The organism is Ensifer adhaerens (assembly GCF_002940685.1).
In the GTDB taxonomy this organism is placed as follows: domain Bacteria; phylum Pseudomonadota; class Alphaproteobacteria; order Rhizobiales; family Rhizobiaceae; genus Ensifer; species Ensifer adhaerens_E.
Map to the genome: position 1 here is coordinate 134392 of NZ_PNFP01000013.1, position 21889 is coordinate 156280.

Genomic DNA, 21889 nt, shown 5'->3' on the forward strand with positions numbered 1-21889 from the left:
TCCTTTTTGAGCGCTCTGGATGAAAACCGTTCCACGCTCGTGCACAGGCCGTGCTTCGTGGCTGCAGGGCTGCCGATGATCAAGCTTCGTCGCCCTTCATGCCGAGCAGCAGCTTTTCCGTCTTGGCATCGTCGATCCGGCGGATGAGCTTTTCGGCTTCCAGATTGTCGCGAAGCGTCTTGGTGACATTTACCGCCGTCTGCAGGAGCATCAGGATCCCCATGGCGAGATAGCCCTTTCCCCAAAGGTCGATGGGCATCATGTAGAGGCCGATCACCACCATGAAGGCGGCCACGCCGAAGCTGACATAGGAAAATGAGGTCCAGGCGGAGGAGTGTTTCATCAAGCTGTCATTCATCGTCGTTTCCTTCGAGAAACAGAGGTTTCAGGATGCAGGGTTTGCCTTGGTGCGCAGACGCGCGAGCACGTCATCGGCACTTGTCACGAGAGGCCGGCCACAACCGGCTGCGGCCAGCTTCTGCGCCAGCGCCGACGGATCGGGCCGATGCTCGAGCTCGATCAGCGCCTCGGCTGTCAGCTCGGCCTCCCGCTGGCGTGTCTCGAGCCGGGCGAGCGTTGCCTCGGCATCGCCAAGTGTTGCGAGATCGTTCCCGGGCACGTCCCGTGAAAGGCGCCGCGTCCGGTCGCGTGCCTCAGCCAGGCGTTCGCCGCGGCGAAGCGCGGCCAGGCGGGTTTCGCTCTCGCGGACGGCTTGCCTCAGCCGCTCTATTCCTTGTGTAAACTCCGCCTGGACCTGACGTGCATTCTGCAATTCCGTCTCCAGCCGGGCGATCGAGGCGGCGGCCTCGGCTGCCAGATCCTCCCTGCCCTTTTCAAGGGCTGCGATGGCACGTTCCTCGAGATCGCCGATGCGGGCGGAAAGCCTTTCGGCATTTTCCTTTTCCAGGCGATTTTGCGCGATCGCCAGAGCAACCGATCTGCGGGCAGCCTCGACGCCGCGTGCGGCATCACGGATCTGCTGGGCAAGAATGGGGAGCGCGTGGCGGTCGCCGAAGGCCTCCTCCGCCGTGTGGGCACGGCCCCTGAGCAGCGTCACGATTTGTTTGAACATTTCCTCACCTCCATGTATGAACAATGTTCAATAATCTTTTCGCACAAAGATGAACGATGTTCAATATAAAAATGAACGCCGTTCACAAATGAGGTCACCGTGGCAGCAAAGCGTCAAACGAAGAAGGAAGACCTGAAGGCCAGACTGATCGTCGCCGGCACCGAACTCATTCGGGAACAGGGGCTGAAGAACTTGCGCGCGCGCGATATCGCCGAGCGCGCCGGCTCGGCCCTTGGCGGGCTCTACACCGTCTTCGACGACCTCGACGGGCTGATACTGCACGTCAATTCCGGCACGCTGAAACGGTTGGAGACCGCGCTCAACGCGGCGATTTCGCCGTCAACGAACATCGAGGAGACTTTCCTCAGCCTGTCTCTGGCATACCTGCGCTTTGCACTGGCGGAGCGCAACCTGTGGTCCGCCCTTTTCGAACATAGGATGCCGGAGGGCGTGTCCGTTCCGGAGTGGCATCTCGCCGAGCATGCCTTCCTGATCGGCCTCATTGCGACGCCGCTGTCGCGCCAAATGCCGGACGCTTCTTGCGACGAGGTGGCTATCCGTGCCCGGACGTTCTTTGCAGCTATTCATGGCGTGCTCTCTCTCAGCCTCGAGGGCCGGTTCATCGGAATAACGACCGAAGCGCTTGAACACGAAATCACGGTGCTCGCCGGTATCCTTGCCAGGAGCCGGAGCTGACCGTCGGTGCGGGACCAATACGCAGTGTTGCGTTCGCCAGCGCTCGCCGTCAGCCGCCCATACCCGCAGGATCACCGAGCGGTTTTGTACCGCAATCAACAGGTCGCCTTGATGCGGATCGGCCCGAGACCGCCGATTTTCGTCTCCGAGAAATCACGCGTTGCAGGTTCGGCCAATCCTAACGTGCGAGCATCGCCACTCGATCAAGCGCTGTGCCGAATCCTAGCAAGGAGATTGAGAACGGAGCCGCTGCCCCGCCATCAGCGACGGCCTTGACCTTGAGCGCTGCGCCGGCGCGCAGCGCGGCCAGAATTGGCGCGTCGAAGATCACGGGAACGAGGCACCCAACCGGGACGCAAGTGCGGAAGCGCACCGGCTCCATCGCCGGCCTGTCGTCGATCTGGAAGGTGACGCCGGGTTCGAGCGCCAGACCAAACGGCAGAACCAGCGTGCCCGACACAGTATCTCCGGATGGTGCCTCCAGCTCGATTGCGAGCACGCGCTGTCCGTTCTGCTGCGCCTGGACCTGAGACAGCGCGCAGCGCTTGACGCTTCCATCCTGCGCGCAGGCGACGCGCCAGTCCTTATAGGTTTCGTTCAGCGACGATGCGCCGCCCGGCAAGGACGACCCCGTTTCTGCACCGGTTGTTTGGCCACCCGCCTGCATCTCGGCCACCTGGAAACGCTGCGGCCGAGGATCGTCGTGGCTGTCACGGATCTGTGTGGCCCGGGTCGGGGTCGAAGACGCGAACTCAGGGACAAGATATAGCGCCATGCCCACCGCAATCGCGAGCACTGCGGAAGAGAGCCCAAGGAACCGGATAGTGCTGCTTGTCATGCAAGGCCTTCAGAACTTGACGTTGAGATTGATGCGCGCGGACTGATCGGAGACGTCTGAGCCGAACTGGCCCGCATAGGTCACGCCGAGCGTCGCGTTTGGCGAGAGGACGTAGTCGAGGCCGGCTTCAACCACCGCCACATTGCGCGCGATCGGAACCCCGGCGATCGAGAAGGTGTCGCCGCCGGCAAAACGCATCGCCGAGAGCGGCAGCACATCGCCGAAGGCGTGACGCCAGCCTGCCATGCCCTTGACCGTCACGGCCGTACCGTCGAGGTCGAAGGTGGTCGAGGCGCGCAGACCCAGCGTCGTCAAGGTGGTATCCGTCGTGTCGCCCTCGCTGCTGAGCGCGGCCGCCCCGCCATTCTCTGTGAAGTCACCCGTATGAACGCTCACGTGAGCGAGGTTGGCGAAGGGCTCGAACTGGGCCGCGCCCATGGCGAAGCCGTAACCGAGTTCGCCGAAGACCTGCGCCGTGCCTGCGTCGTAGTCGCTCTTCAGAGAGTTGCGGAGCCCGGGGATATTGACGTTCCGCGAGGCCGAGACGTCATGCCAGCTGTAGGCGGCACCGGCCCGGAAGGTAAGATCGCCCCAACGCGTGCCGCCATAGAGCCCGGCGTGATAGTTTTCGCTCGAACCGGAGGAGTAGCGGTCCTTCACGTCAAAACTGGTGTGGCTGTAGCCGGCGATCGCGCCGAAGCGCCAGTTGTCGAACGCCGGGACGTCCACGCCAGCAAAGAAGCCACCCGTCGAGCGGTTGAAGCGCGCGGCGTTGCCGTCGCCATCGGTGTGCCCCCAGGAGCCGAAGCCCTGGCTCCAGAACGCCAGACGATCCGTTGTCGCGGCAGCCGCGACCGGCGCGCCGTCGACATAGGTCGTGACCGGGCCTTTCGAAGCGCCGGTGCTTTCGAAAGCGGCGCGAAGGCGGTCGTTTATGGCATTGCGGGTAAAGCGGCTATCCTCGATCAGCGTCGATTTCACCGAAGCGTGGATCTCGCCCGAGAGCTGGTCGAAGGCGTTTTGTGCCTGCGGTGCCGACAGGTTCACGACGGCGTTGTAGACCGAATTGCCTCTCCCAAGGCTCTCGACCCCGTCGCCGGTGGCGATCTGGTTCGGCGTCAGACCGATGCTGGAGAAGTCGATGTTGTTGCGGGTCAGCTTCAGATAGGCGTTGTTGGCGTCGTAGCTGAGCGAGGGATCGAGGAAGGCGAAGTTCGAGGTCACGCCGCTGAAGGTGCCGCTGCGCCCGCCATTCGCGGTCAGGATCGTGTACTGTGTTTGCGGTGCATAGCTGCCCGTTTCGGCCAGCACATTGACCGAGCTGCCGGCGATGGTCGCTGTGCCGCTGGCCACGATCTTGTCCGACTGGCCGGCCGCGTTCACCTCGACCTCGTAGATGGAGCCTGCCGCCAGGGCGACGTTTCCGGCGACGTTCAGTGTGCCGATCGAGTTGCCCGGCGCGACCGTGCCCGAAACCTTCACGCTGCGCACCGATCCGGCGCCTTGCAGGCGACCGCCGGCCAGCACATCGACGGTGCCGCCAAGTGAACCGTTGACGGCGAGCGTGCCGCTTTCGACCGTGGTCGTTCCGGAGAAGGCGGAGGAATTGCCGGTCAGAGTGAGACGTCCAGCGCCAGCCTTGGCGAAGCTGCCGCTGCCCGAAATCACGCCGGCATAGCTGGCGTTGCGCGCTTGATCGAACTTCAGGGAGCCGCCGGAGGCGAGGTGTGTATTGCCGCCGAAGCGCTCGGCTGCAGTGACGAGCCTTCCGGCCTCGACCGTCCAATTGAGCGCCGACAGGCCGTTCAGGCTGAGGGTGCCTGCACCGCGCTTGATCATCCGGCCGCCCGAGCCGTTGAGCGCCGTTGCATCACCGGCAAAAGCGGCGTCGGCCGCCTGATCGAAGACGACCGTGCCGGCATTGCCGATATTGCCCGAGATCGAGCTGGCATTGCCGATCAGCGTGCCGGCGGCAACCAGCGTGTTGCCGTAGGCGTTGGCGCCGTTGTCGAGCCGCAGCGTGCCGGCCCCCTGCTTGATCAGATCGCCGCTGCCCGACGTTGCGCCCGTCAGGCCGACTTCGGTTGCGGCAGCGATGTCGAAGCGCCCGGCTTGCATCAGCGTGATCGACCGGGCGGTGTCGAAGCTCGCGGTGCTCGCAAGCGTGCCGCCGTTCAAGGTCAGACCGCCCGTCGCTGCGCCGAGATTGGCGTCACGTGACACCGACAGCACGCCACCGACGATCGTGGTGCCGCCACTGTAGGTGTTGTCGCCAGTGAGGGTGAGCGTGCCCGCGCCGGTCTTGGTCAGTGACGTGCCGTTCCAGCCGGTCGCAGAGTTCGCCACCTGGTCGGCAAGTGCGGCACCCACCGTGAAGCTGTCGGTGGCATCGGTCAGGGTGAAGCTGCCATGAGCGAGATTGTTGCCCGCGGTCCAGCTCAGGCCATAGCTTGCGAGGTACTGCAGGCTGTCGGCCGACTTGCGGGCCGACACGGTCAGATAGTCGACCGTGCCGCTGAAGCCGCCTACGGTAACGCTGGCGAAGTCGCCGACAATTCCAGAGCGCGTGTCGATCAGCACCTTGTCGAGCTGGCTCGCATCGTTGATGCCGCCGATGCTGAGGGCGACGCCATTGCCGATCGTGACGCGGTTGGCGGTCAACGTGGGGCTGGTCGGGCCGGCGACGACGGAGAGCGCTGTGTTGTCGCCGAGGGTGACAGCCCGTTCGACGGTCAGGGTCGCTGGCGTCTGGATAGCCAGCGTGCCGCCAGTCACGGTCAGGTTTCCGCCCAGGCTGTTGCCAACGCCTGCGCTGCCGTCGCCGAACTGCAAGCGCCCGCCGGACACGCTGGTATCGCCCATATAGGCATTGCTGCCGGTCAGGATCGTCGTACCGGATCCGATCTGCCGTACCGCGCCGCTGCCCGAGATCGCGCCGGCGAAAGTGAACGTGTCGGAGCGGTTGAAGGCAAGCGCGCCGTTGTTGACGACGTTGCCGGTGATCGAGCCCGACGCACCGCCATTGCCGAGCTGCAAGGTGCCGTCCGTGACCGTCGTACCGCCGGTATAGCTGTTGCTGCCCGTGAGGATCGTCGTACCGGTACCGATCTGCCTGACAGACCCGCCGCCCGAGATCGCGCCGGAGAAAGTGAGCGCATCGCTGCGGTTGAAGGCGAGTACGCCGTCGTTGGCGACATTGCCGCTGATCGAGCCCGACGCGCCGCCATTGCCGATCTGGAGGGTGCCGGCCGCGACCGTCGTTCCGCCGGTAAAGCTGTTGCTGCCCGTCAGGATCGTGGTGCCCGTACCGATCTGCCGCACCGCGCCGCTACCCGAGACGGCGCCGGAGAAGGTGAGCGTGTCGGCGCGGTTGAAGGCGAGCACGCCGTCGTTGGCGACATTGCCGCTGATCGAGCCCGACGCGCCGCCATTGCCGATCTGGAGCGTGCCGTCGGCGACCGTCGTGCCACCGGCATGGGTGTTGCTGCCCGTCAGGATCGTGGTGCCTGAACCGATCTGCCGGACCGCGCCGCTGCCTGAGATCGCGCCGGAGAAAGTGACCGCGTCAGAGCGGTTGAACGCGAGTACGCCGTCGTTGACGACATCGCCCAGAATCGAGCCGCTCGTACCGCCGCTACCGAGCTGCAAGACGCCGCCCGAAATCGTCGTCCCGCCACTATAGGTATTGTCGCCGGTCAGTGTCAGCGTGCCCATGCCGGCCTTGGTCAGCGACGTGCCGTTCCAGCCTGTCGCTGGGTTCGCCGTCTGGTCAGCGAGTGCTGCGCCCACCGTGAAGCTGTCGGTGGTATTGCTCAGCGTGAAAGTGCCATGGGCGAGATTGTTGCCGGCAGTCCAGCTCAGGCCATAGCTGGCAAGATATTGCAGGTTGTCGGTCGATTTGCGCGTGGACATGGTGAGATAGTCCACCGCGCCGCTGAAGCCGCCCACACTGACGCTGGCGAAGTCGCCCGTGATGCCGGATCGGGTGTCGATCAGAACCTTGTCGAGCTGGCTCGCATCATTGATGCCGCCGATGTTGAAGCCGACGCCGTTGCCGATCGTGAGACTATCGGCCGACAGCGCGGGGCTGCTCGTTCCTGCGACGATGGAGAGCGCAGTGTTGTCGGCAAAGGTCGCGGCCTGAGCGACGTTCAGGGTCGCCGGCGTCTGGATCGCCAGCGTGCCGCCGGTCACGATCAGCTTGCCACTGAGGGTGTTGCTACCGCCGCCGAACCGCAACTGGCCGCCGGAGACCGTGGTGTCGCCGGTATAGCTATTGCTGCCGGTGAGAATGGTGGTGCCCGAACCGACCTGCCTGACCGCGCCGTTGCCCGAGATGGCGCCGGAGAAGGTCACGGCGTCAGAGCGGTTGAAGGCGAGTACGCCGTCGTTGACGACATCGCCCAGCATCGAGCCGCTCGCGCCGCCATTGCCGAGTTGCAGCGTGCCGCCCGAAATCGTCGTGCCGCCGGTATGGGTGTTGCTGCCCGTCAGGATCGTGGTGCCTGAACCGATCTGCCGGACAGAGCCGCTGCCCGAGACAGCGCCAGAGAAAGTGAGCGCGTCGGAGCGGTTGAAGGCGAGCACGCCGTCGTTGACGACATCGCCCAGGATCGAGCCGCTCGCGCCGCCGTTACCGAGTTGCAGCGTGCCGCCTGAAATCGTCGTGCCGCCGGTGTAGCTGTTGCTGCCCGTCAGGATCGTGGTGCCCGAACCGATCTGCCTGACCGCGCCGCTGCCCGAGATGGCGCCGGCGAAGGTGACTGCATCAGAGCGGTTGAAGGCGAGTGCGCCGTCGTTGACGACGTCGCCCAGGATCGAGCCGCTCGCACCGCCATTGCCGAGTTGCAAGACCCCGCCCGAAATCGTCGTGCCGCCGCTATAGCTGTTGGCGCCCGTCAGAATGGTGGTGCCTGAACCGATCTGCCTGACCGCGCCGCCGCCCGAGATGGCGCCGGAGAAGGTAACCGCGTCGCTGCGGTTGAAGGCGAGCGCGCCGTCGTTGACGACATTGCCGAGGATCGAACCAGTCGCGCCGCCATTGCCAATCCGGAGCGTCCCGCCCGAAACCGTGGTTCCGCCGCTATAGGTGTTTTCTCCAGTGAGGGTCAGCGTACCGGTGCCAGCCTTGACCAGCGAGCCGCCGTTGCCGCCGATTGTCCCGCTGACTTCGGTCGAGAGGTCGTTCGAACCGACAGTCAACTCGTTGTCACCAAGCAGATAGGAGCCACCGCCGGCGATCGAGCCGGCGGTGAGTTTTTTGTTGCCCGCGGAGCCCGTCGAGCCCGAGAAATCGACGATGCCCGCGGCGCCATTGGCGATCTCGGCATTGCCGGCATTGCTGTTGTGGAGGAATGCCAGGTTGGCGTTGTTGATGATCCTGGCGCTGCCGGCCGTGGCAGTCGAGCGGAACGTCAGCGTGTCGTTGTTCGTGATCCTGGCGCTTCCGGCCCCGCTTGCATCATAAAAGGTAAGATCGCGATTGTTGGTTATCTCCGCGCTGCCGGCCGTGCTGCTGTCGTAGAAGGATAGCATGGCATCGTTGGTGATGCGGGCGCTGTCTGCGGAACTCGCGTTGTGGAAATTCAGAAAACCGCCGTTGTTGTTGGCGATGGTGGCCGTTCCAGCGCGGCTGTTGTCGTAGAAAAGAAAGTCGCTGTTGTTGGTGATACTGCTGTTGCCAGCCGTGCTCGTGTCGTGGAATTCGAGGAAATTGCTGTTGGTCACGACAGCGCTGCCAGCACTGCTGGTGTTGTAGAAATAGAGTTCGCCGGTGTTGGCGATTGTGGCACCGGCTGCGCTTGAGGCGTTGTAAAGATATGTTTTTCCGGCGTTCGTGATACCGGTAACACCGGTGGTGTCGGCATTGGTGAGCGTGAACGTACCAGCGCCGTTCACGTTGACCTGGCCCCGGATCGAGCCCGCAGTGCCCGCAGTGCCGAGTTGCAGTTCGCCGGCATGGACCGTGGTGCCGCCGGTATAGGTGTGGTTGCCCGTGAGGATTGTCGTCCCCGGACCGCCTCTCGTCAGATTTGCCGCACCGGCGAGTGTCGCGCCGACAGTACCATTGCCCCAGAGGTTAAATGCATTCGTAGCCTCGATCGTGCCGGCGCCCGAGATTGTGCCGCCATTGAAGGCAAGGGCCTGCAGGCTGAGCTTCCGGCCCGCAGCAATGTTCAGCGTCGCCGTTCCGGAGTTCGTGAGCGTAGACACGCCGAACATGTCGCCTCCGGTGAGCGACACCCGGCCACTGCCTTGGTTGGTGATGTTGCTCATCCGCACATCGACGTCGCCGCCGACAACGTTGATCTGGCCGCTGTTGTTGACGTTATTGGTTCCAGGCGAAAGTTGCGCCGTACCGCCCGGGCCATTGAAATTGATGATGCCGGCGGCGTTGTTGTTGATGTCGCCGTTGTCCATGACGACACCGCCGGTGCCGACATCGATAATGGCATCGTTGTTCAACGTGTTGCCCGTGCCAAAGAGGACCGAACCCACGCCCAGGGAGATCCTTCCTCCCCAGTAGTTGGCGATTGTCCCGGCCGAAAGCGTGTTGCCGTCGCCGACAGTGATCGTGCCACCGGCGTTGTTCAGATTCGTGATACCGGTCACGTCGCCGGCCGCGCCCAGGGCGAGCGTGGCGCCGCCGTTCACCTGGACTGCGTCGTTGAACGTCCCGGCAAGCGTCGTTGCGCCGCCATTGAGCTCAATCACGCCGATGTTGCTGCTGGCGAGAGCCGTGATGTTGTTCGTCCCGCCGGTGATGACGATGGCGGATGAGCGACTACCGGACAGGCCGCCCGCACCGCCGCGGGCACCGCCGGCAATCGTTCCACTGTTCGTGATGGTCAGGTTTTGGCCGATGATGCCGTAGCCGCCCGCTTGCGGGCGAAAAGGCTGGAAGTTCTGGAAGTCCGTTCCGCCGCCGCCGCCCTGGATCGTACCGGAATTGGTGATTGTCAGTCCGCTGGAGGCGGTGGCGGTGATGCCGTTGCCGCCATTGCCGCCCACACCGTTGGCGGTGTTGGGGGCGCTGACCGCCGCCGCGGCAGATCCCCCGCCACCGCCATTGCCGCCCGATATCACGCCTGAATTGGCAAGGTTGGCTCCTGTCGTGACGATAATGCCTGACCCGCCGCCGCCGCCACCTCCGCCACCCGCATAGCTGTAGGTGGGTGTCCCATTGGCCGACCCATGGCCGCCACTGCCCCCATTGCCGCCCTTGATTGTCGCATTGTTGACCAGGTCGGTGGACAGCGTGAGGCCTCTGCCACCCGCGCCGCCGCCGCCGCCGCCGGCGCCAAGTCCGTAACCGCCACCGCCGCCGCCGCCACTGTCCGACGCGCCCCCCGGCCCGCCGCGATTGCCCGAGCCGCCTGTATCGCCTCCACCTCCGCCCGAGCCGGTCGCCGAGCCGTCGCCGGCTGCACCCGCACCGCCCCCACCGCCCGGTGTCATGTAGTTCCCTGCATTTCCGCCGCCGCCACCGTTCAGGCCGATGCTGTCCGCCAGCGCGGGCCCGGACGCGACGATCAGCGCCAGTGGTGCAACGGAATTCGCAAGGCTCGCTGCCAAAGAGGCGAGGATGACACCCGATGCGGGCGCACGCAGCGCGGACCGGTTGACGCGCGCGTGGTCGTTCTTGTCAGTGTTCACGAGAATGCTCCGCATGCTTCGGCACCGGTGTTAAAATCGCCGCTACCGGGCGAGGCTCGCCAACGCGCATTCTGCGCCGCAGCCAAAGGCACTCGTGAAGACATCGGTTTCCTCCGCCTGGACCAGGGGTCACATTCCCGCAGCGCATCCGGGCCCCTGCCCTTTCCGCGCTTGCCGGGAATCGTGTCCCCCCGCGACCGTGTTCGTTGTGTTCTTGCGCCGTATGTCAGTGCGGGCCGGGGGAAGTCCTGAAAGGGCGTCGGGGAAATTCTGAAATTTTGTTGAATTCCGCCTTTCCCGCAGGAAAACGAATGGCTTAATTACCAATCTTCTTGTTCTTGGCAGAACGCCGGGGTTCCGGGGATATCATCGCGGGAGGCGGAGGCCCGGTGCTCAGATTTGTTGGATATGAACTCGATCCGCAGCGGTCCGAACTGCGCGGGCCCGGCGGCGAAACAATCAAGCTCAGGCCCAAGGCTTTCGATTTGCTGCAGCTGCTTGCCGCCAACCCGGGCAGGGTCATCGGCAAGCACGAGCTGATGGCGGCGATCTGGCCCAACGTCCATGTCGGCGAAGACAGCCTGTTCCAGTGCGTTCGGGAAGTTCGCGCGGCCCTTGGCGACGACAGTCGGCAATTGATCCGAGCGGTCTCGGGGCGCGGTTACCTGTTCGAGGCCGAGGTGTCGACAGCGCCGGACGCGCCCGTTCCGCAACAGCCTCCCTCGCCAATAGATCCTGAAGCGCGAAGTGGACCGGCTGGGCACTGGCTCGACGTCAAGATGCGCCGCCGCGCCGCACTTGTGGCTGTGGCCGGGCTCGCCCTGTCGGCCTTGGCGGCCGCTGCGACGCGGCTTCCCCGTGTCGTGACGGGTTCGCTTCCAACGGTCGCCGTGATCCCCATGACCGCTGCAGGCAACGATCCTCCGGCTTTGCGGATGGCGGCAGGCGTCAACCGCGACCTGACCGACGGCCTGGCGAAAATCGAGACGATCCGGGTCGTCATCCCGCCTGGCGGCGCAACGGGGTCGGCCGATCTTGTCGTGAGCAGCGAACTGGAGAGAACCGAAACAGCGTGGAATTTACGGGCGCGCATGACCGAACCGGCGACCGGCGCGGTCAAGTGGACCAGCGCGGTGTCGATCGCGCTGACCGGCGCCGACGAGCAACTCCAGCAGACGCGCCTGACCGCCGGCATGGGCCATGCACTGGCGCTGCGCATCAACGTGCTTTTGAACGCTGGGGAGCGCTCGGCCGACGGCTTGCCGGCGGGCAGCACCAAGGCGGCCATCGAGCAAGCAACGGCCTCGATCAACCAGACGACGCCAGAGCGCTTTCGCGCCGCGCAGGCGATGCTCGAACAAGCGCTCGCCGCCGACCCGGAAAATGTCGACCTGCAAGTAGCGCTCGCGGCATTTCAGCTGCGCGGGATTCAGATGACCTGGTTTCCGGCTGCGGAGCGCGAAACGGTCGAGCGCCGCGTCGGCGAGATTCTGGAGCGCGCCTTGCGCGCGCAACCGAATTACATCCCGGTGCTCGAAATGCACTGCCGGTACCTGTCGGCGACCAACCGCTTCGTCGAAAGCCTGGTGGCCTGTGGCAAGGTGCTCACCCTCGATCCATGGAACGGAACGGTGCTCTATCTCGCCGGGCTTTCCCAGGTCTTCCTGGGGCGTTTCGACGAGGCCCTTGCAACGTTCGAGCAAGCCGACCGCTTCGATACGCCCCAGGTCGCCCGCTGGACATGGGCGATCGGCGCAGGTTGGGTCCACTTGTTGATGGGCCGGGCCGAAGAAGCATTGCCCTGGCTTAAGCGATCGATCGCGATCACACCGGCCAGCGGACGAACGCATTTCCTGCTGGCGGCGGCCTATCAGCAGTTGGGCCGACCCGACGAAGCCAAGGCGGCCCTGGCGCAAGCCATGAAGCTGAGGCCGGGTTCGACAGCGCGCAATCTGCCGCCGCCCACCGAAAATACCAGTCCGCTTTATCTCGACGCCACCGAACGCCTCGTCGCCCTGATGATCGCTGCCGGGTTGCCTGAGGATTGACCCGCGCTTGAGAACGGGCGCGGGCGGATCGCCGTAGCCCAGAACCGGAAGCGGTAGCTTGTCCACGGCCGCCCTTTCGTGAGAAGATGGAGAAAGCCAGAAGTGGCCGACGCCCTCGAAGGGTAAGTTGGACTAACTCCAGTCGCGTATCAGTCTGCTGACCAGGTGGGCGCGGAACATGGAACTTCTCTTTGCTCTTGGTCTCATCGCCATCAAGATCGCATTGCTGATCGCAATGCTGCTTCTGCTGCCTTTGCCGTTGACCTGGCTCGAGCGTAAGCTTGCGGGCCACATGCAGCAGCGGATGGGCCCCATGCGCGTGGGGTGGCACGGGCTGCTGCAGCCCGTGGCGGACGGTATCAAACTCCTGACGAAAGAGGACCACATCCCCGCAGAGGCCGACCGCTTCCTGTTCAAGCTGGCGCCAATCCTCGCGCTCGCTCCGCCCTTCGTCGTGTTCGTCGCCATCCCCTTCGGCGAAACAGTCTCCGTGCTCAATGCCGAAATCACCCTCTACGTTTCAAATCTGAACGTGGCCCTGCTGTTTGTCTTCGCGGTGATTGGCCTGGAGGTCTACGGGGTCATCTTCGGAGGCTGGGCCGCCAACAGCAAATACGCGGTTCTGGGTAGCCTCAGGACGTGTGCGCAGATGATCAGCTACGAAATCCCCATGGGGTTCGCTGTCGTCGGTGTTGTCATGCTGGCGCAGTCGATGAGCCTGGTGGATATCGTGCGCGCCCAAAGCGACGTCTGGAACATCGTCTATCAGCCGGTCGGGTTCCTGGTATTCTTCGTTGCCGGATTGGCCGAAGCGCAGCGCATTCCCTTCGACCTGGCGGAGGCTGAAGGGGATCTCGGCGCCGGCTTCCACACGGAATACAGCGGCATCCGTTTCGCGTTTTTCATGGTCAGCGAGTATGTCATCGTGCTGCTCGTATCGGTCCTGTCGGTGATCCTCTTCTTCGGCGGATGGAACGGCGTGCTCATTCCGCTGCCACCGCTGCTTTGGTTCGCTCTCAAGGTGGCATTTTTTATCTATGTCTTCATGTGGTTTCGCTTCACCCTGCCGCGCTACCGTTATGACCAACTGATGGCGATTGGATGGAAGGTCTTGCTTCCTCTTTCCATGGCGAACATAATCGTTACCGGTATTGTTTTTTCCTAGGAGCCACAGCGGCTCCACTGCAGGCCTCCTGGGTTCGGCCCCGGGAAATAGGCCGCGAATGAAAGGGCTACAGCGCCTCGGTGCGCCCGAACCAGCACAAGGGCACTGTAGAGCGGCGCGGTGATGTCACGCGTGCAGGACAGGCTTGGAACATGGATCGGCTGGGCGCTTTTTGCCGATCTGGCGAGCGCCTTTACGCTGACCTTTGGCTACATGTTCTCCAGGCCCGTGACCATGCAGTATCCGGACAAGGAGAAATGGCTCCCCTACTCGCGCTATCGCGGGCATCATTTCCTCAAACGCGACGAAGAGGGCGAAATCAAGTGTGTCGCGTGCGAGCTTTGCGCTCGCATCTGCCCCTGCGATTGCATCGAAGTCGTTCCCTATGAGGACGAAAACGGCAAGCGTCACCCGGCAAAATTCGAGATCGACACGGCACGGTGCCTGTTTTGCGGCCTGTGTGAGGACGCCTGCCCGGCGGACGCCATCGCCCTTGGCCAGCAGTATGAATTCTCGAGTTTTTCGTCACGCGACCTGGTGATTGGACGCGACGATCTGCTTGGCAAACCTGGAAAAGCAATGACCGGCGGTGGCGTCGTCACCGCACGCCTGAATACGGAAGAGGACGTGCTGGTCGAAACGAGCGAACCGCACGGATACAACTGGTGGCGCAATATCCGGCGAACGTGAGGAGCAGCGAAGAAACCGGCGCGCGCAGATAGGAGGCTCAGATGCTCGTCGGTGAAATCGTGAAGGACAAGGGTGCCGGAGTGATCGCAGTCGCTCCCGACCAGACGATGGTGGAGATCCTGCGGCTCTTTCGTGACAACAACATCGGCTTCGTGGTCGTCAGCCACGCGCCCGGAACGTATCTGGGCACGCTCTCGGAACGGGACTGCTGCAATGCGCTTGCGGAGTACGGCCCCGAGGCGGCGCTGATGCCGGTTGCCGAAATTATGAACCGCAACGTGGCGATCTGTTCGGCTGTCGATGGGCTGCCCCTGGTGATGTCGATCATGACCCAGAGACGGACACGTCATGTGCTGGTCATCGAGGAGGAGGCCATTGTCGGCGTCGTCAGCATCGGCGACGTGGTCAAGCACCGGCTCGACGAGGCGCAGCGCACGGAACGTCACCTGCACGAGTACATTGCCGGGGCCGGCTACCACTGAGGCTTCGCGCCCACGGGTGAGGACACTCTACCTTGCAGACGCCTCGCGACCTCATGGTCCTCGCCAGACCCGGTTCGCGCTCGCGATTTCGTACGCTGTTTCTGCCTGGTGAACCTCGACCGGACACGGGTATTCGCCTCGCCTCATCAAGCTGTTGAGGCGAAGGGACCGATAGTTTTCTGGAACAAAGACAAGACCCTTGGGAAACGGCCTTTCGACCTTGAGCTGCGCCTGCAGCTCACCGCGGGTTGATTGAACGACCACCTGATCGCCGTCCTTAAGGCCAAGCTGGGCCGCATCCTCGGCGTTCATCGCCACATAGGGACCGTTGGCGATCGTGTTCAGGATCTCCGAGCGTTCCGAAAGATAGCCATTGTGGAACAGGCAGTTGCCAGTGACGAGCATGAGCCCGTCGCGCGCCTGGAAAAAAGCAGGCTGCGCAAAGAACGGGCCCAAGGGTGGCGTCGAGCTCGCCCTGGTGAAGGCACCATCGACGCCAAGTCCGGGCCAGGTCAACGCCTGGTAGGCCGGAAGCAGCCGGGCGATCTCATCGAAGATCTCCACTTGCGTCGAAGGCTGCAAGGTTCGGCCGCGCTGTGCTGCGACAAAATCGAAGATGGCGAGATTGCTCCGGGCCTCGAAGACGGGTTCCCGGAACTTGCGGACCTGCTGGATGCGTCCCTCGTTGTTGGTAAAGCTGCCGGCCTCTTCACCGTAGCCCGCCGCAGGCAAGACGACCTCGGCGAATGCGGCCGTCTCGGTAAGGAAACTGTCCTGGACGATCAGCAGATCAGTGGCGCCAAGGGCCCCCGTCACGAACTCCCTGTCCGGATAGGAGGTCACGGGGTCGATTCCGACAAGGTAGAGCGCGCCCATTTTCCCAGCGACGCACAGATCCAGCATCGCCTCGAGATCGGCACCCGGCTCATGGGGGATTTCAGCGCCCCAGTTCCGGGCAAGAGCGCTGCGCACCGCGTCGTCGGCGACCGGCTGCGGCCCCGGTAAGGCGCCTGCCAGAGCCCCCATATCCCAGGCGCCCATCTGGTTGGCGCGATCGAAGAGGACCTGCAATGCTGGGGACTTGCCGAGGAGGCGGAGCAGTTGCAAGAGGGTGTCGAGCTGCTGCAGCGCCATCCGCGCTTCGGACGATCTCAGGAGGTCGACACCGACAAGGACGGTGACAGTGTCGCCTTCGATGAGCATGGCGGCCAGACGATCTGGTCCGCCGCTGCCATTGCGGGCCGCCGCACCGCCGATTGCCACTGCGATCTCGGCCAGGGCATTATCCGACAGTTTCTCGCCGGCTGCCGCCACAAGCCCGGCAACCACGGCCGCAAGGCTCGCGGGCTCTCCGCCGGGCGGTACACGGACCACAGCCTTGGCATCGGCGTCGAGACGGGACGGTCGCGTCGAGAGCATGAGCAATCCAGTGCCGCGCCGCCTGGCGGCATCGCGCAGCAGATATTCGGTAACCGGATTTTCCTCCGTCACGTTGCCACCGATGACAAGCACGCAACCGACGCCAAGCACCTCTTTCAGTGGTGCGCGGGTGTAGTTCGCCATCAGCGGGGCGAGCATGTCGAAGGGCGTCGACCAGCGCGACGAGCAGTCGATGTTGTTGGTCCGAAAGGCCGTGCGCATGAGCTTCTGGAACTGATAGACGACTTCATTGGGCAGGCGCGGCGAGACGACACCGCCAGCCGCCTTGCTTTCGACCGCAGCCAACCGCCCGCGCAGATGGTCTCCTGCTTCGTCCCAGGAAACCGGTACCAGAGTGCCATCGCGGCGGATCATCGGTCGTTTGATCCGGTCGTTCCCCTCGATGAAGTCGAGACCGAACCGACCGCGCGCGCACAGCGTTTCGCGGTTGACGCCGTGCTCTTCCTTGGAGCGGACACGCATGAACTCGCCCTTGCGCGCCCCGACGGTCAGCTGACATCCGGTGCCGCAATGCGGGCAGACAGTATCGGTTTCGGCGAGATCCCAGGGCCGGGCCTTGTAGCGATAGGGAAAGCTCATCAGCGCTCCGACCGGACACACTTCGATGCAATTGCCGCACTGGTCACAGCTGGCAAGACTGCCCTCGAAGCCGGTGACGGCGGTATCCATGCCTTTCTCGACAGTGCCGAGCGCGACCGCGCCGACAACCTCCTCGCACATTCGCACGCAGCGCTGGCACTGGATGCAGCGGTTGACGTTCATGATCACCACCGGGCTCAGGCGAATGTCGCGAGAATGAAAGACGCGTTTGGGATCCCGAAAATGGCTCTTCCCCGGACCATAGGCCATCACCATGTCCTGAAGCTCGCATTCGCCGCCCTTGTCGCAGATCGGACAGTCGAGCGGATGATTGGCAAGCAACATGTCGAGCATGGACGAACGCGTTTCATCGATCAGCGGCGTGTCCGTCCGCACGACCATGCCGTCGGTGACCGCGGTGGCGCAGGACGGCTGTAGCCGCCGCAGCCCCTCGATCTCGACGAGGCACATCCGACAGGACGCAAGCGGCGGCAGGCGCTTCAGGTAGCAGAAGGTCGGAATCTCGATGCCCAACCGCTGGGCGACCTGCAACACGGTCGAACCGGCCTCGACTTCCACTGATTGCCCATTGATCGTAACGCCAACCATGACTTACTCGCCCGCGTAAACGTGACCGGTTCTCATAAGTTAGGGCGGGATACAGGCGGAAAACCGCATACACTTTTCCTCATCCCGCTCTAGTGGAACGGACACCTCCGCTCCTCGATATGGGCGACGAATTCCTCGCGGAAATGCGCCAGAGAGGCCCGCAGGCCCATCGCCGCGCCATCACCCAAAGCACAAAACGTATTGCCGAATATGCCCTTGCAGAGCATGTCCAGCTGCTCCATGTCGCCAGGCGCGCCCGCGCCCGCCTCGATCCGGCGCAGCACCTTCACCACCCAGTTCAAGCCCTCCCGGCAGGGCGTGCACTTGCCGCAGGACTCATGGTGAAAGAACTCGATGATACGGGTAGCGATCTTGACCATGCAGGTCGTGTCGTCGACGACGATCACCCCGGCCGAGCCGAGCATCGAGCCGACTGCGGCCAGAGAGTCGAAATCCATCCCGACGTCCAGCCCCTGCTCCGGGATCACTGGCGCCGAAACGCCCCCCGGGATGACGGCCTTGATCTTTCGGTCCGGCTGCGGCCCGCCGGCGTGGTCCTCGACCAGTTCTCGAAGCGGGATTCCCATTGGAAGCTCATAGAGCCCAGGTTTGCGCACCTGCCCGCTGACGCAATAGAGCTTCGGGCCGGGACTCTTTTCGGGTCCGATACCGCGAAACCAATCGGCGCCTCGCGCCACGATATGCGGGACGCAGACGAGCGTCTCGACATTGTTGATGACGGTCGGACTGGCGTAAAGCCCCGCTACCGCCGGGAATGGCGGTTTCAGGCGCGGCTGCGCCCTCTTGCCTTCGAGCGAGTCGAGCATCGCAGTCTCTTCGCCACAGATATAGGCGCCAGCACCGCAATGGACATGGACCACGAAATTGAAATCCGAGCCCAGTATGCCCGTTCCCAGATACCCTTTGGCCTTGGCCTCGGCGATCGCCTGCTCCAGCCGTCGGATCGCCAGCACATACTCTCCACGAATGTAGACATAGGCGACCTCGGCCCCGATTGCATAGGCACTGATCGCCATGCCTTCGATCAGTTGATGCGGATCACGCTCCATGACGATACGGTCCTTGAAGGTGCCGGGCTCTCCTTCGTCGGCGTTGCAGCAGAGATATTTCGGCCTGTCGGCCCGTTTCGGCACGAAACTCCACTTCATACCGGTCGGAAACCCGGCGCCGCCGCGGCCGCGCAGGTTCGACCGCTTGACGAGCTCGACGATCTCGTCGGGCGTGAATTCCTTGAGAGCCTTGGCAAGCCCTCGGTAACCGCCACCGGCCTCATAGGTGGAGAGGAGATGTCCATCCGGCATGTTCACGTTCTTCAGAAGAACCGGTTCATACATGGCGCTCTTCCCCGGGTCGTTCGGCGGCAAAGGGATCGGCGCCGGTCCCGTGCGGCGCCAGGGCGTGCAGCCGGGCAAGGAGCGCATCGATACGCCCGATGTCGAGATTGCCGTAATAGTCATCGCCAACTTGCATGACTGGGGCCATCTCACAGGCGCCGAGGCATTCGACGGTCGAGAGCGTGAACAGGCCGTCCTCGGTCGTGCCGCCCTTCTTGATCCCAAGGGCGCTCTCCAGGTGCATCAGCAGATCTTCGGATCGCCGCAGCATGCACGAGACATTGTCGCAGAGCTGCAGATGGAACCTGCCCACAGGCTCGGTATGGAAGAGCGTGTAGAAGGTTGCCAGTTCATAGACCCAGATCCGTTCGACGCCAAGGATTTCGGCAACCTCCTCCAGTACCGGCCCCGGCAGATGGCCATGCACGCGCTGCGCAATCAGAAGCGCGGGCATGATTGCCGAGCGCTGGTCGGGATATCGCGCCGCCGCCTGTTCGATCTTTTCGCGCATCGTCACCACGTCACTGTCTCCGTTACTTGTCCACCTCCGCCATCACGGGATCGAGGCTGCCGAGCACGGCGATCATGTCCGCCAGATAGCGGGCGTTCGTCACCCCGAAGATCGCCTGGAGGTTGACGAACGAGGGTGCCCTGACCTTCATGCGGAACGGTTTCGGCGATCCGTCGCTGATGATGTAGAAGCCCAGTTCGCCCTTGGGTGCCTCGATTGCCGAATAGACCTCGCCCTTCGGCACGCTGAAACCATAGGCCGACAGGTCGAAATGCTGGATCAACGCCTCCATCGAGCAATGCACGCGCTCCTTGTCGACGGGGAAGGCGATCGTCGGCATGTCGACCTGGAACGGCCCTTCGGGCATCTGGTCGATGCATTGTTCGATGATCCGGATGCTTTCACGCATCTCGTCGACGCGGCATCGCCAGCGGGCATAACAATCGCCCTCGGTGCGGGTGACGACATTGAAATCGAGCCGGTCGTAAATCTCGTAGGGCTCGTCACGGCGGATGTCCCAGTCGACGGCGGAAGCCCGCAGGTTCGGGCCGCTGAGGCCGAGATCAATGGCGTCTTCGGCCGAGATCACACCAATCCCCTGGGTGCGTTTGAGGAACACCCGGTTGTTCTCGAGCAGCCGCTCGTAGTCTCGGATCCGGTTCGGGAAGATCTCGCAGAACTCCCTGATCTTCGGGAAGAACCCGTCAGGCAGGTCTTCGCGCACCCCACCGACCCGGCAGAAGGAGGTGTGCATGCGCGCGCCGGTGATCATTTCCAGCAGATCCATGATCATTTCGCGTTCGCGCATCACGTAGAGCAGCGCGGTCATGGCGCCGAGATCCATCGGCAGCGCGCCGGTGATCAGGAGATGACCGGAGATGCGCGCAAGTTCTGCCATCATCACGCGGATATATTGCGCCCGGATCGGGGCCCCGATGCCAAGCAGCTTCTCCACCGCGATCGCGAAGGCCAGGTTGTTCGACGGCGGGCAGAGATAGTCGAGCCGGTCGGTCAGCGGGAAGATCTGCGTATAGGTGAAGCTTTCCGCCAGTTTTTCGGTGCCGCGATGCAGGTAGCCGATGTGCGGATCCACCCGCTCGACAAATTCGCCGTCCAATTGGAGGACGAGCCGAAGGACCCCATGGGTGCTGGGATGCTGCGGCCCGAGATTGAGAAGCACTTCCTTGCTATTGAGCGCTTCGCCTTCCGGCCTCGTAAGCTCGGTGACTTCGGTCATCTCAACTCTCCGGCGTCGATCGGCCTCCGTGGCTCATGAGGATTGCAGATCGGCCCAACGGAACACCGTGCACCTTCCTTCTCCTCCCCTATGGTATGTCGCGGGTCGCAAGGTCAGGCTGCGTCGGCGGCGGACCTTCGGCACCAAACGGGTTCAGCTTGTCCCTGTAACCCCTGAGCGGGAAATCCTTGCGCTGGGGAAAGCCCTCGAAGCCCTCCCACATGTAGATCCGCCGTAAATCGGGATGCCCCAAAAACCGGATGCCATACATGTCCCAGGCCTCGCGCTCGTGCCAGTTTGCGGTGCGCCAGACCCCGGTGACCGAGGATATCTCGGGCGGATCGCCAAGCCGGCACTTGATGCGGATCCGCCACCGGTTGGGCAGTGAATAGAGATGGTACACCGCCTCGAAGCGCGGCGTTTCGGGATAGTGGTCAACGCCGCAAATGTCCGAAAGAAAACTGAACCTGAGTTCGGAATGGTCTTTCAGGAACCGGCAGAACTCGACGATCGTCTCGGGCGGAGCGACAAAGACATCGATGCCATGCGCAGTGCCGAGATCCTCGATCGTTTTGCCGAAGCGCTCCAGGATCGGAGCGCGATTGAGAGACGGCTCGATACTCATGATGCCGCAGCCCGATCGAGCGGTGTCCCGGCCAGCGCGCGCGACCTCTTTATCTTTTCTTGCAGCAGCAGGAAGCCATGCATCAGTGCCTCGGGCCGTGGCGGACAGCCAGGCACGTGCACGTCGACCGGCACGAAGGTTTCAGACCCTTGCACCACCGCATAGGTGTTGTAGACCCCGCCCGAAATGGCGCAGGTGCCCATGGCAATCACCCAGCGCGGCTCTGGCATCTGGTCGTAAAGCCGGCGCACGACGGGCGCGAATTTCCGGGTGACGGTGCCGGCAATGATCATCACGTCGGACTGCCGCGGCGAAGGGCGGAAAACCACGCCGAACCGGTCGAGGTCGTAGCGCGCGCAGCCAGCCGAGATCATTTCAATGGCGCAGCAGGCGATACCGAAGGTTTCGGGCCACAAGGCCGACCGTCGGCTCCAGTTTATGACGCTCTCGGCCGTGGTGAACAGCACGCTGTCCTGGATCGTGTTTCCTACTCCTCCCATTCCAACGCTCCCTTCAGCCAGGCGTAGGCGAAACCCACGAGAAGCAGCACGATGAAGACGAACATTTCGAGATAGGCCACGAAGCCGATCTCTTTGAGAACGACCGCCCAAGGAAAGAGAAACATCGCCTCGACATCGAAGACGACCAGGAGGATTGCGAGAATGAAGAACTGCACTCTGAAGCGCCCCCCGGCCGCCTCGCCCGCGGGGTCCATGCCGCATTCATAGGGCATGTTCTTTTCCCGATAAGGATTGGACGGTCGCAACAGCGAGGAAACAAAAAGCGTCGCCCCGACCACCAGAGTAATTCCGGCGATCATGAAAAGAACCGGGAGGAATTCCGCTGCAGACATATTGAGCAGCCCGGTCACCCATTGGGGACGTTG

At 63.4% G+C, this 21889-nt stretch carries 16 protein-coding genes; 5 read left to right on the forward strand and 11 right to left on the reverse strand.

Annotated elements, in window-relative coordinates; all coding sequences use genetic code 11:
- Positions 1 to 79: 79 nt before the first annotated feature.
- Both C1A35_RS24120 and C1A35_RS24125 read right to left on the reverse strand, forming a co-directional pair.
- On the reverse strand, positions 80 to 358 hold the full coding sequence (locus tag C1A35_RS24120) for a YiaA/YiaB family inner membrane protein (protein ID WP_104666806.1): 279 nt from the start codon (positions 356 to 358) through the stop codon (positions 80 to 82).
- A 27-nt stretch (positions 359 to 385) separates the two neighbouring features.
- Positions 386 to 1072 carry a PspA/IM30 family protein gene (locus tag C1A35_RS24125; RefSeq protein ID WP_104666807.1) on the reverse strand — a complete coding sequence of 229 codons (687 nt, stop codon included), beginning with the start codon at positions 1070 to 1072 and terminating at the stop codon, positions 386 to 388.
- A gap of 99 nt (positions 1073 to 1171) precedes the next feature.
- Here C1A35_RS24125 and C1A35_RS24130 point away from each other — a divergent pair, with 99 nt between their 5' ends.
- Positions 1172 to 1768, forward strand: a complete 597-nt coding sequence (locus tag C1A35_RS24130; protein WP_234822973.1) for a TetR/AcrR family transcriptional regulator — start codon at positions 1172 to 1174, stop codon at positions 1766 to 1768.
- A 178-nt stretch (positions 1769 to 1946) separates the two neighbouring features.
- Here C1A35_RS24130 and C1A35_RS24135 read toward each other — a convergent pair whose 3' ends face one another.
- Both C1A35_RS24135 and C1A35_RS24140 read right to left on the reverse strand, forming a co-directional pair.
- The gene (locus C1A35_RS24135; protein ID WP_234822974.1) at positions 1947 to 2606 is read right to left on the reverse strand and encodes an invasion associated locus B family protein; all 660 of its coding nucleotides are present in this window, start codon (positions 2604 to 2606) and stop codon (positions 1947 to 1949) included.
- A 9-nt stretch (positions 2607 to 2615) separates the two neighbouring features.
- Entirely contained in the window at positions 2616 to 10262 is a 7647-nt protein-coding gene (locus tag C1A35_RS24140; RefSeq protein WP_158665145.1) for an autotransporter-associated beta strand repeat-containing protein, read from the reverse strand.
- Between the two features lie 485 nt (positions 10263 to 10747).
- On the opposite strand from C1A35_RS24140, the gene C1A35_RS24150 reads away from it, so the two are divergent.
- The 4 genes from C1A35_RS24150 (at position 10748) to C1A35_RS24165 (ending at position 14647) form a co-directional block, all read left to right on the forward strand.
- Positions 10748 to 12310: a tetratricopeptide repeat protein gene (locus C1A35_RS24150; protein WP_234822975.1), complete on the forward strand. Its 1563-nt coding sequence runs from the start codon at positions 10748 to 10750 to the stop codon at positions 12308 to 12310.
- A gap of 178 nt (positions 12311 to 12488) precedes the next feature.
- On the forward strand, positions 12489 to 13475 hold the full coding sequence (gene nuoH / locus C1A35_RS24155; RefSeq protein WP_104666809.1) for an NADH-quinone oxidoreductase subunit NuoH: 987 nt from the start codon (positions 12489 to 12491) through the stop codon (positions 13473 to 13475).
- 123 nt (positions 13476 to 13598) lie between these two features.
- Positions 13599 to 14165, forward strand: a complete 567-nt coding sequence (locus C1A35_RS24160; protein ID WP_104666810.1) for an NADH-quinone oxidoreductase subunit I — start codon at positions 13599 to 13601, stop codon at positions 14163 to 14165.
- A gap of 41 nt (positions 14166 to 14206) precedes the next feature.
- Complete coding sequence (locus C1A35_RS24165; RefSeq protein ID WP_104666811.1) at positions 14207 to 14647, forward strand: CBS domain-containing protein; 441 nt, start codon at positions 14207 to 14209, stop codon at positions 14645 to 14647.
- A 51-nt stretch (positions 14648 to 14698) separates the two neighbouring features.
- Here the strand turns inward: C1A35_RS24165 and nuoG are convergent, their stop codons facing one another.
- The 7 genes from nuoG to C1A35_RS24200 all read right to left on the reverse strand — a co-directional run bounded on the left by nuoG (position 14699) and on the right by C1A35_RS24200 (position 21856).
- On the reverse strand, positions 14699 to 17275 hold the full coding sequence (gene nuoG, locus C1A35_RS24170; protein WP_104666812.1) for an NADH-quinone oxidoreductase subunit NuoG: 2577 nt from the start codon (positions 17273 to 17275) through the stop codon (positions 14699 to 14701).
- A gap of 89 nt (positions 17276 to 17364) precedes the next feature.
- Positions 17365 to 18630, reverse strand: a complete 1266-nt coding sequence (gene nuoF / locus C1A35_RS24175; RefSeq protein ID WP_104666813.1) for an NADH-quinone oxidoreductase subunit NuoF — start codon at positions 18628 to 18630, stop codon at positions 17365 to 17367.
- Complete coding sequence (nuoE, locus tag C1A35_RS24180) at positions 18623 to 19147, reverse strand: NADH-quinone oxidoreductase subunit NuoE (protein ID WP_104666900.1); 525 nt, start codon at positions 19145 to 19147, stop codon at positions 18623 to 18625. The genes nuoF and nuoE overlap by 8 nt, the downstream gene beginning before the upstream one ends.
- A gap of 16 nt (positions 19148 to 19163) precedes the next feature.
- Positions 19164 to 20378: an NADH dehydrogenase (quinone) subunit D gene (gene nuoD, locus C1A35_RS24185; protein WP_104666814.1), complete on the reverse strand. Its 1215-nt coding sequence runs from the start codon at positions 20376 to 20378 to the stop codon at positions 19164 to 19166.
- Positions 20379 to 20466: 88 nt separating this feature from the next.
- The gene (locus C1A35_RS24190) at positions 20467 to 21003 is read right to left on the reverse strand and encodes an NADH-quinone oxidoreductase subunit C (RefSeq protein WP_104666815.1); all 537 of its coding nucleotides are present in this window, start codon (positions 21001 to 21003) and stop codon (positions 20467 to 20469) included.
- Entirely contained in the window at positions 21000 to 21503 is a 504-nt protein-coding gene (locus tag C1A35_RS24195; RefSeq protein ID WP_065376026.1) for a NuoB/complex I 20 kDa subunit family protein, read from the reverse strand. Before C1A35_RS24195 ends, C1A35_RS24190 begins: the two co-directional genes overlap by 4 nt.
- Positions 21491 to 21856 (reverse strand): NADH-quinone oxidoreductase subunit A, encoded by a 366-nt coding sequence (locus tag C1A35_RS24200; protein ID WP_104666901.1) that lies wholly within the window; start codon positions 21854 to 21856, stop codon positions 21491 to 21493. Before C1A35_RS24200 ends, C1A35_RS24195 begins: the two co-directional genes overlap by 13 nt.
- Positions 21857 to 21889 lie beyond the last annotated feature (33 nt).

Coding starts and splice junctions, on each gene's coding strand:
- C1A35_RS24120 (WP_104666806.1), bottom strand. CDS start 358: ATGAATGACAGCTTGATGAAACACTCCTCCGCCTGGACCTCATTTTCC.
- C1A35_RS24125 (WP_104666807.1), bottom strand. CDS start 1,072: ATGTTCAAACAAATCGTGACGCTGCTCAGGGGCCGTGCCCACACGGCG.
- C1A35_RS24135 (WP_234822974.1), bottom strand. CDS start 2,606: ATGACAAGCAGCACTATCCGGTTCCTTGGGCTCTCTTCCGCAGTGCTC.
- nuoH (WP_104666809.1), top strand. CDS start 12,489: ATGGAACTTCTCTTTGCTCTTGGTCTCATCGCCATCAAGATCGCATTG.
- C1A35_RS24160 (WP_104666810.1), top strand. CDS start 13,599: ATGTCACGCGTGCAGGACAGGCTTGGAACATGGATCGGCTGGGCGCTT.
- C1A35_RS24165 (WP_104666811.1), top strand. CDS start 14,207: ATGCTCGTCGGTGAAATCGTGAAGGACAAGGGTGCCGGAGTGATCGCA.
- nuoG (WP_104666812.1), bottom strand. CDS start 17,275: ATGGTTGGCGTTACGATCAATGGGCAATCAGTGGAAGTCGAGGCCGGT.
- nuoF (WP_104666813.1), bottom strand. CDS start 18,630: ATGTATGAACCGGTTCTTCTGAAGAACGTGAACATGCCGGATGGACAT.
- nuoD (WP_104666814.1), bottom strand. CDS start 20,378: ATGACCGAAGTCACCGAGCTTACGAGGCCGGAAGGCGAAGCGCTCAAT.
- C1A35_RS24190 (WP_104666815.1), bottom strand. CDS start 21,003: ATGAGTATCGAGCCGTCTCTCAATCGCGCTCCGATCCTGGAGCGCTTC.
- C1A35_RS24195 (WP_065376026.1), bottom strand. CDS start 21,503: ATGGGAGGAGTAGGAAACACGATCCAGGACAGCGTGCTGTTCACCACG.
- C1A35_RS24200 (WP_104666901.1), bottom strand. CDS start 21,856: ATGTCTGCAGCGGAATTCCTCCCGGTTCTTTTCATGATCGCCGGAATT.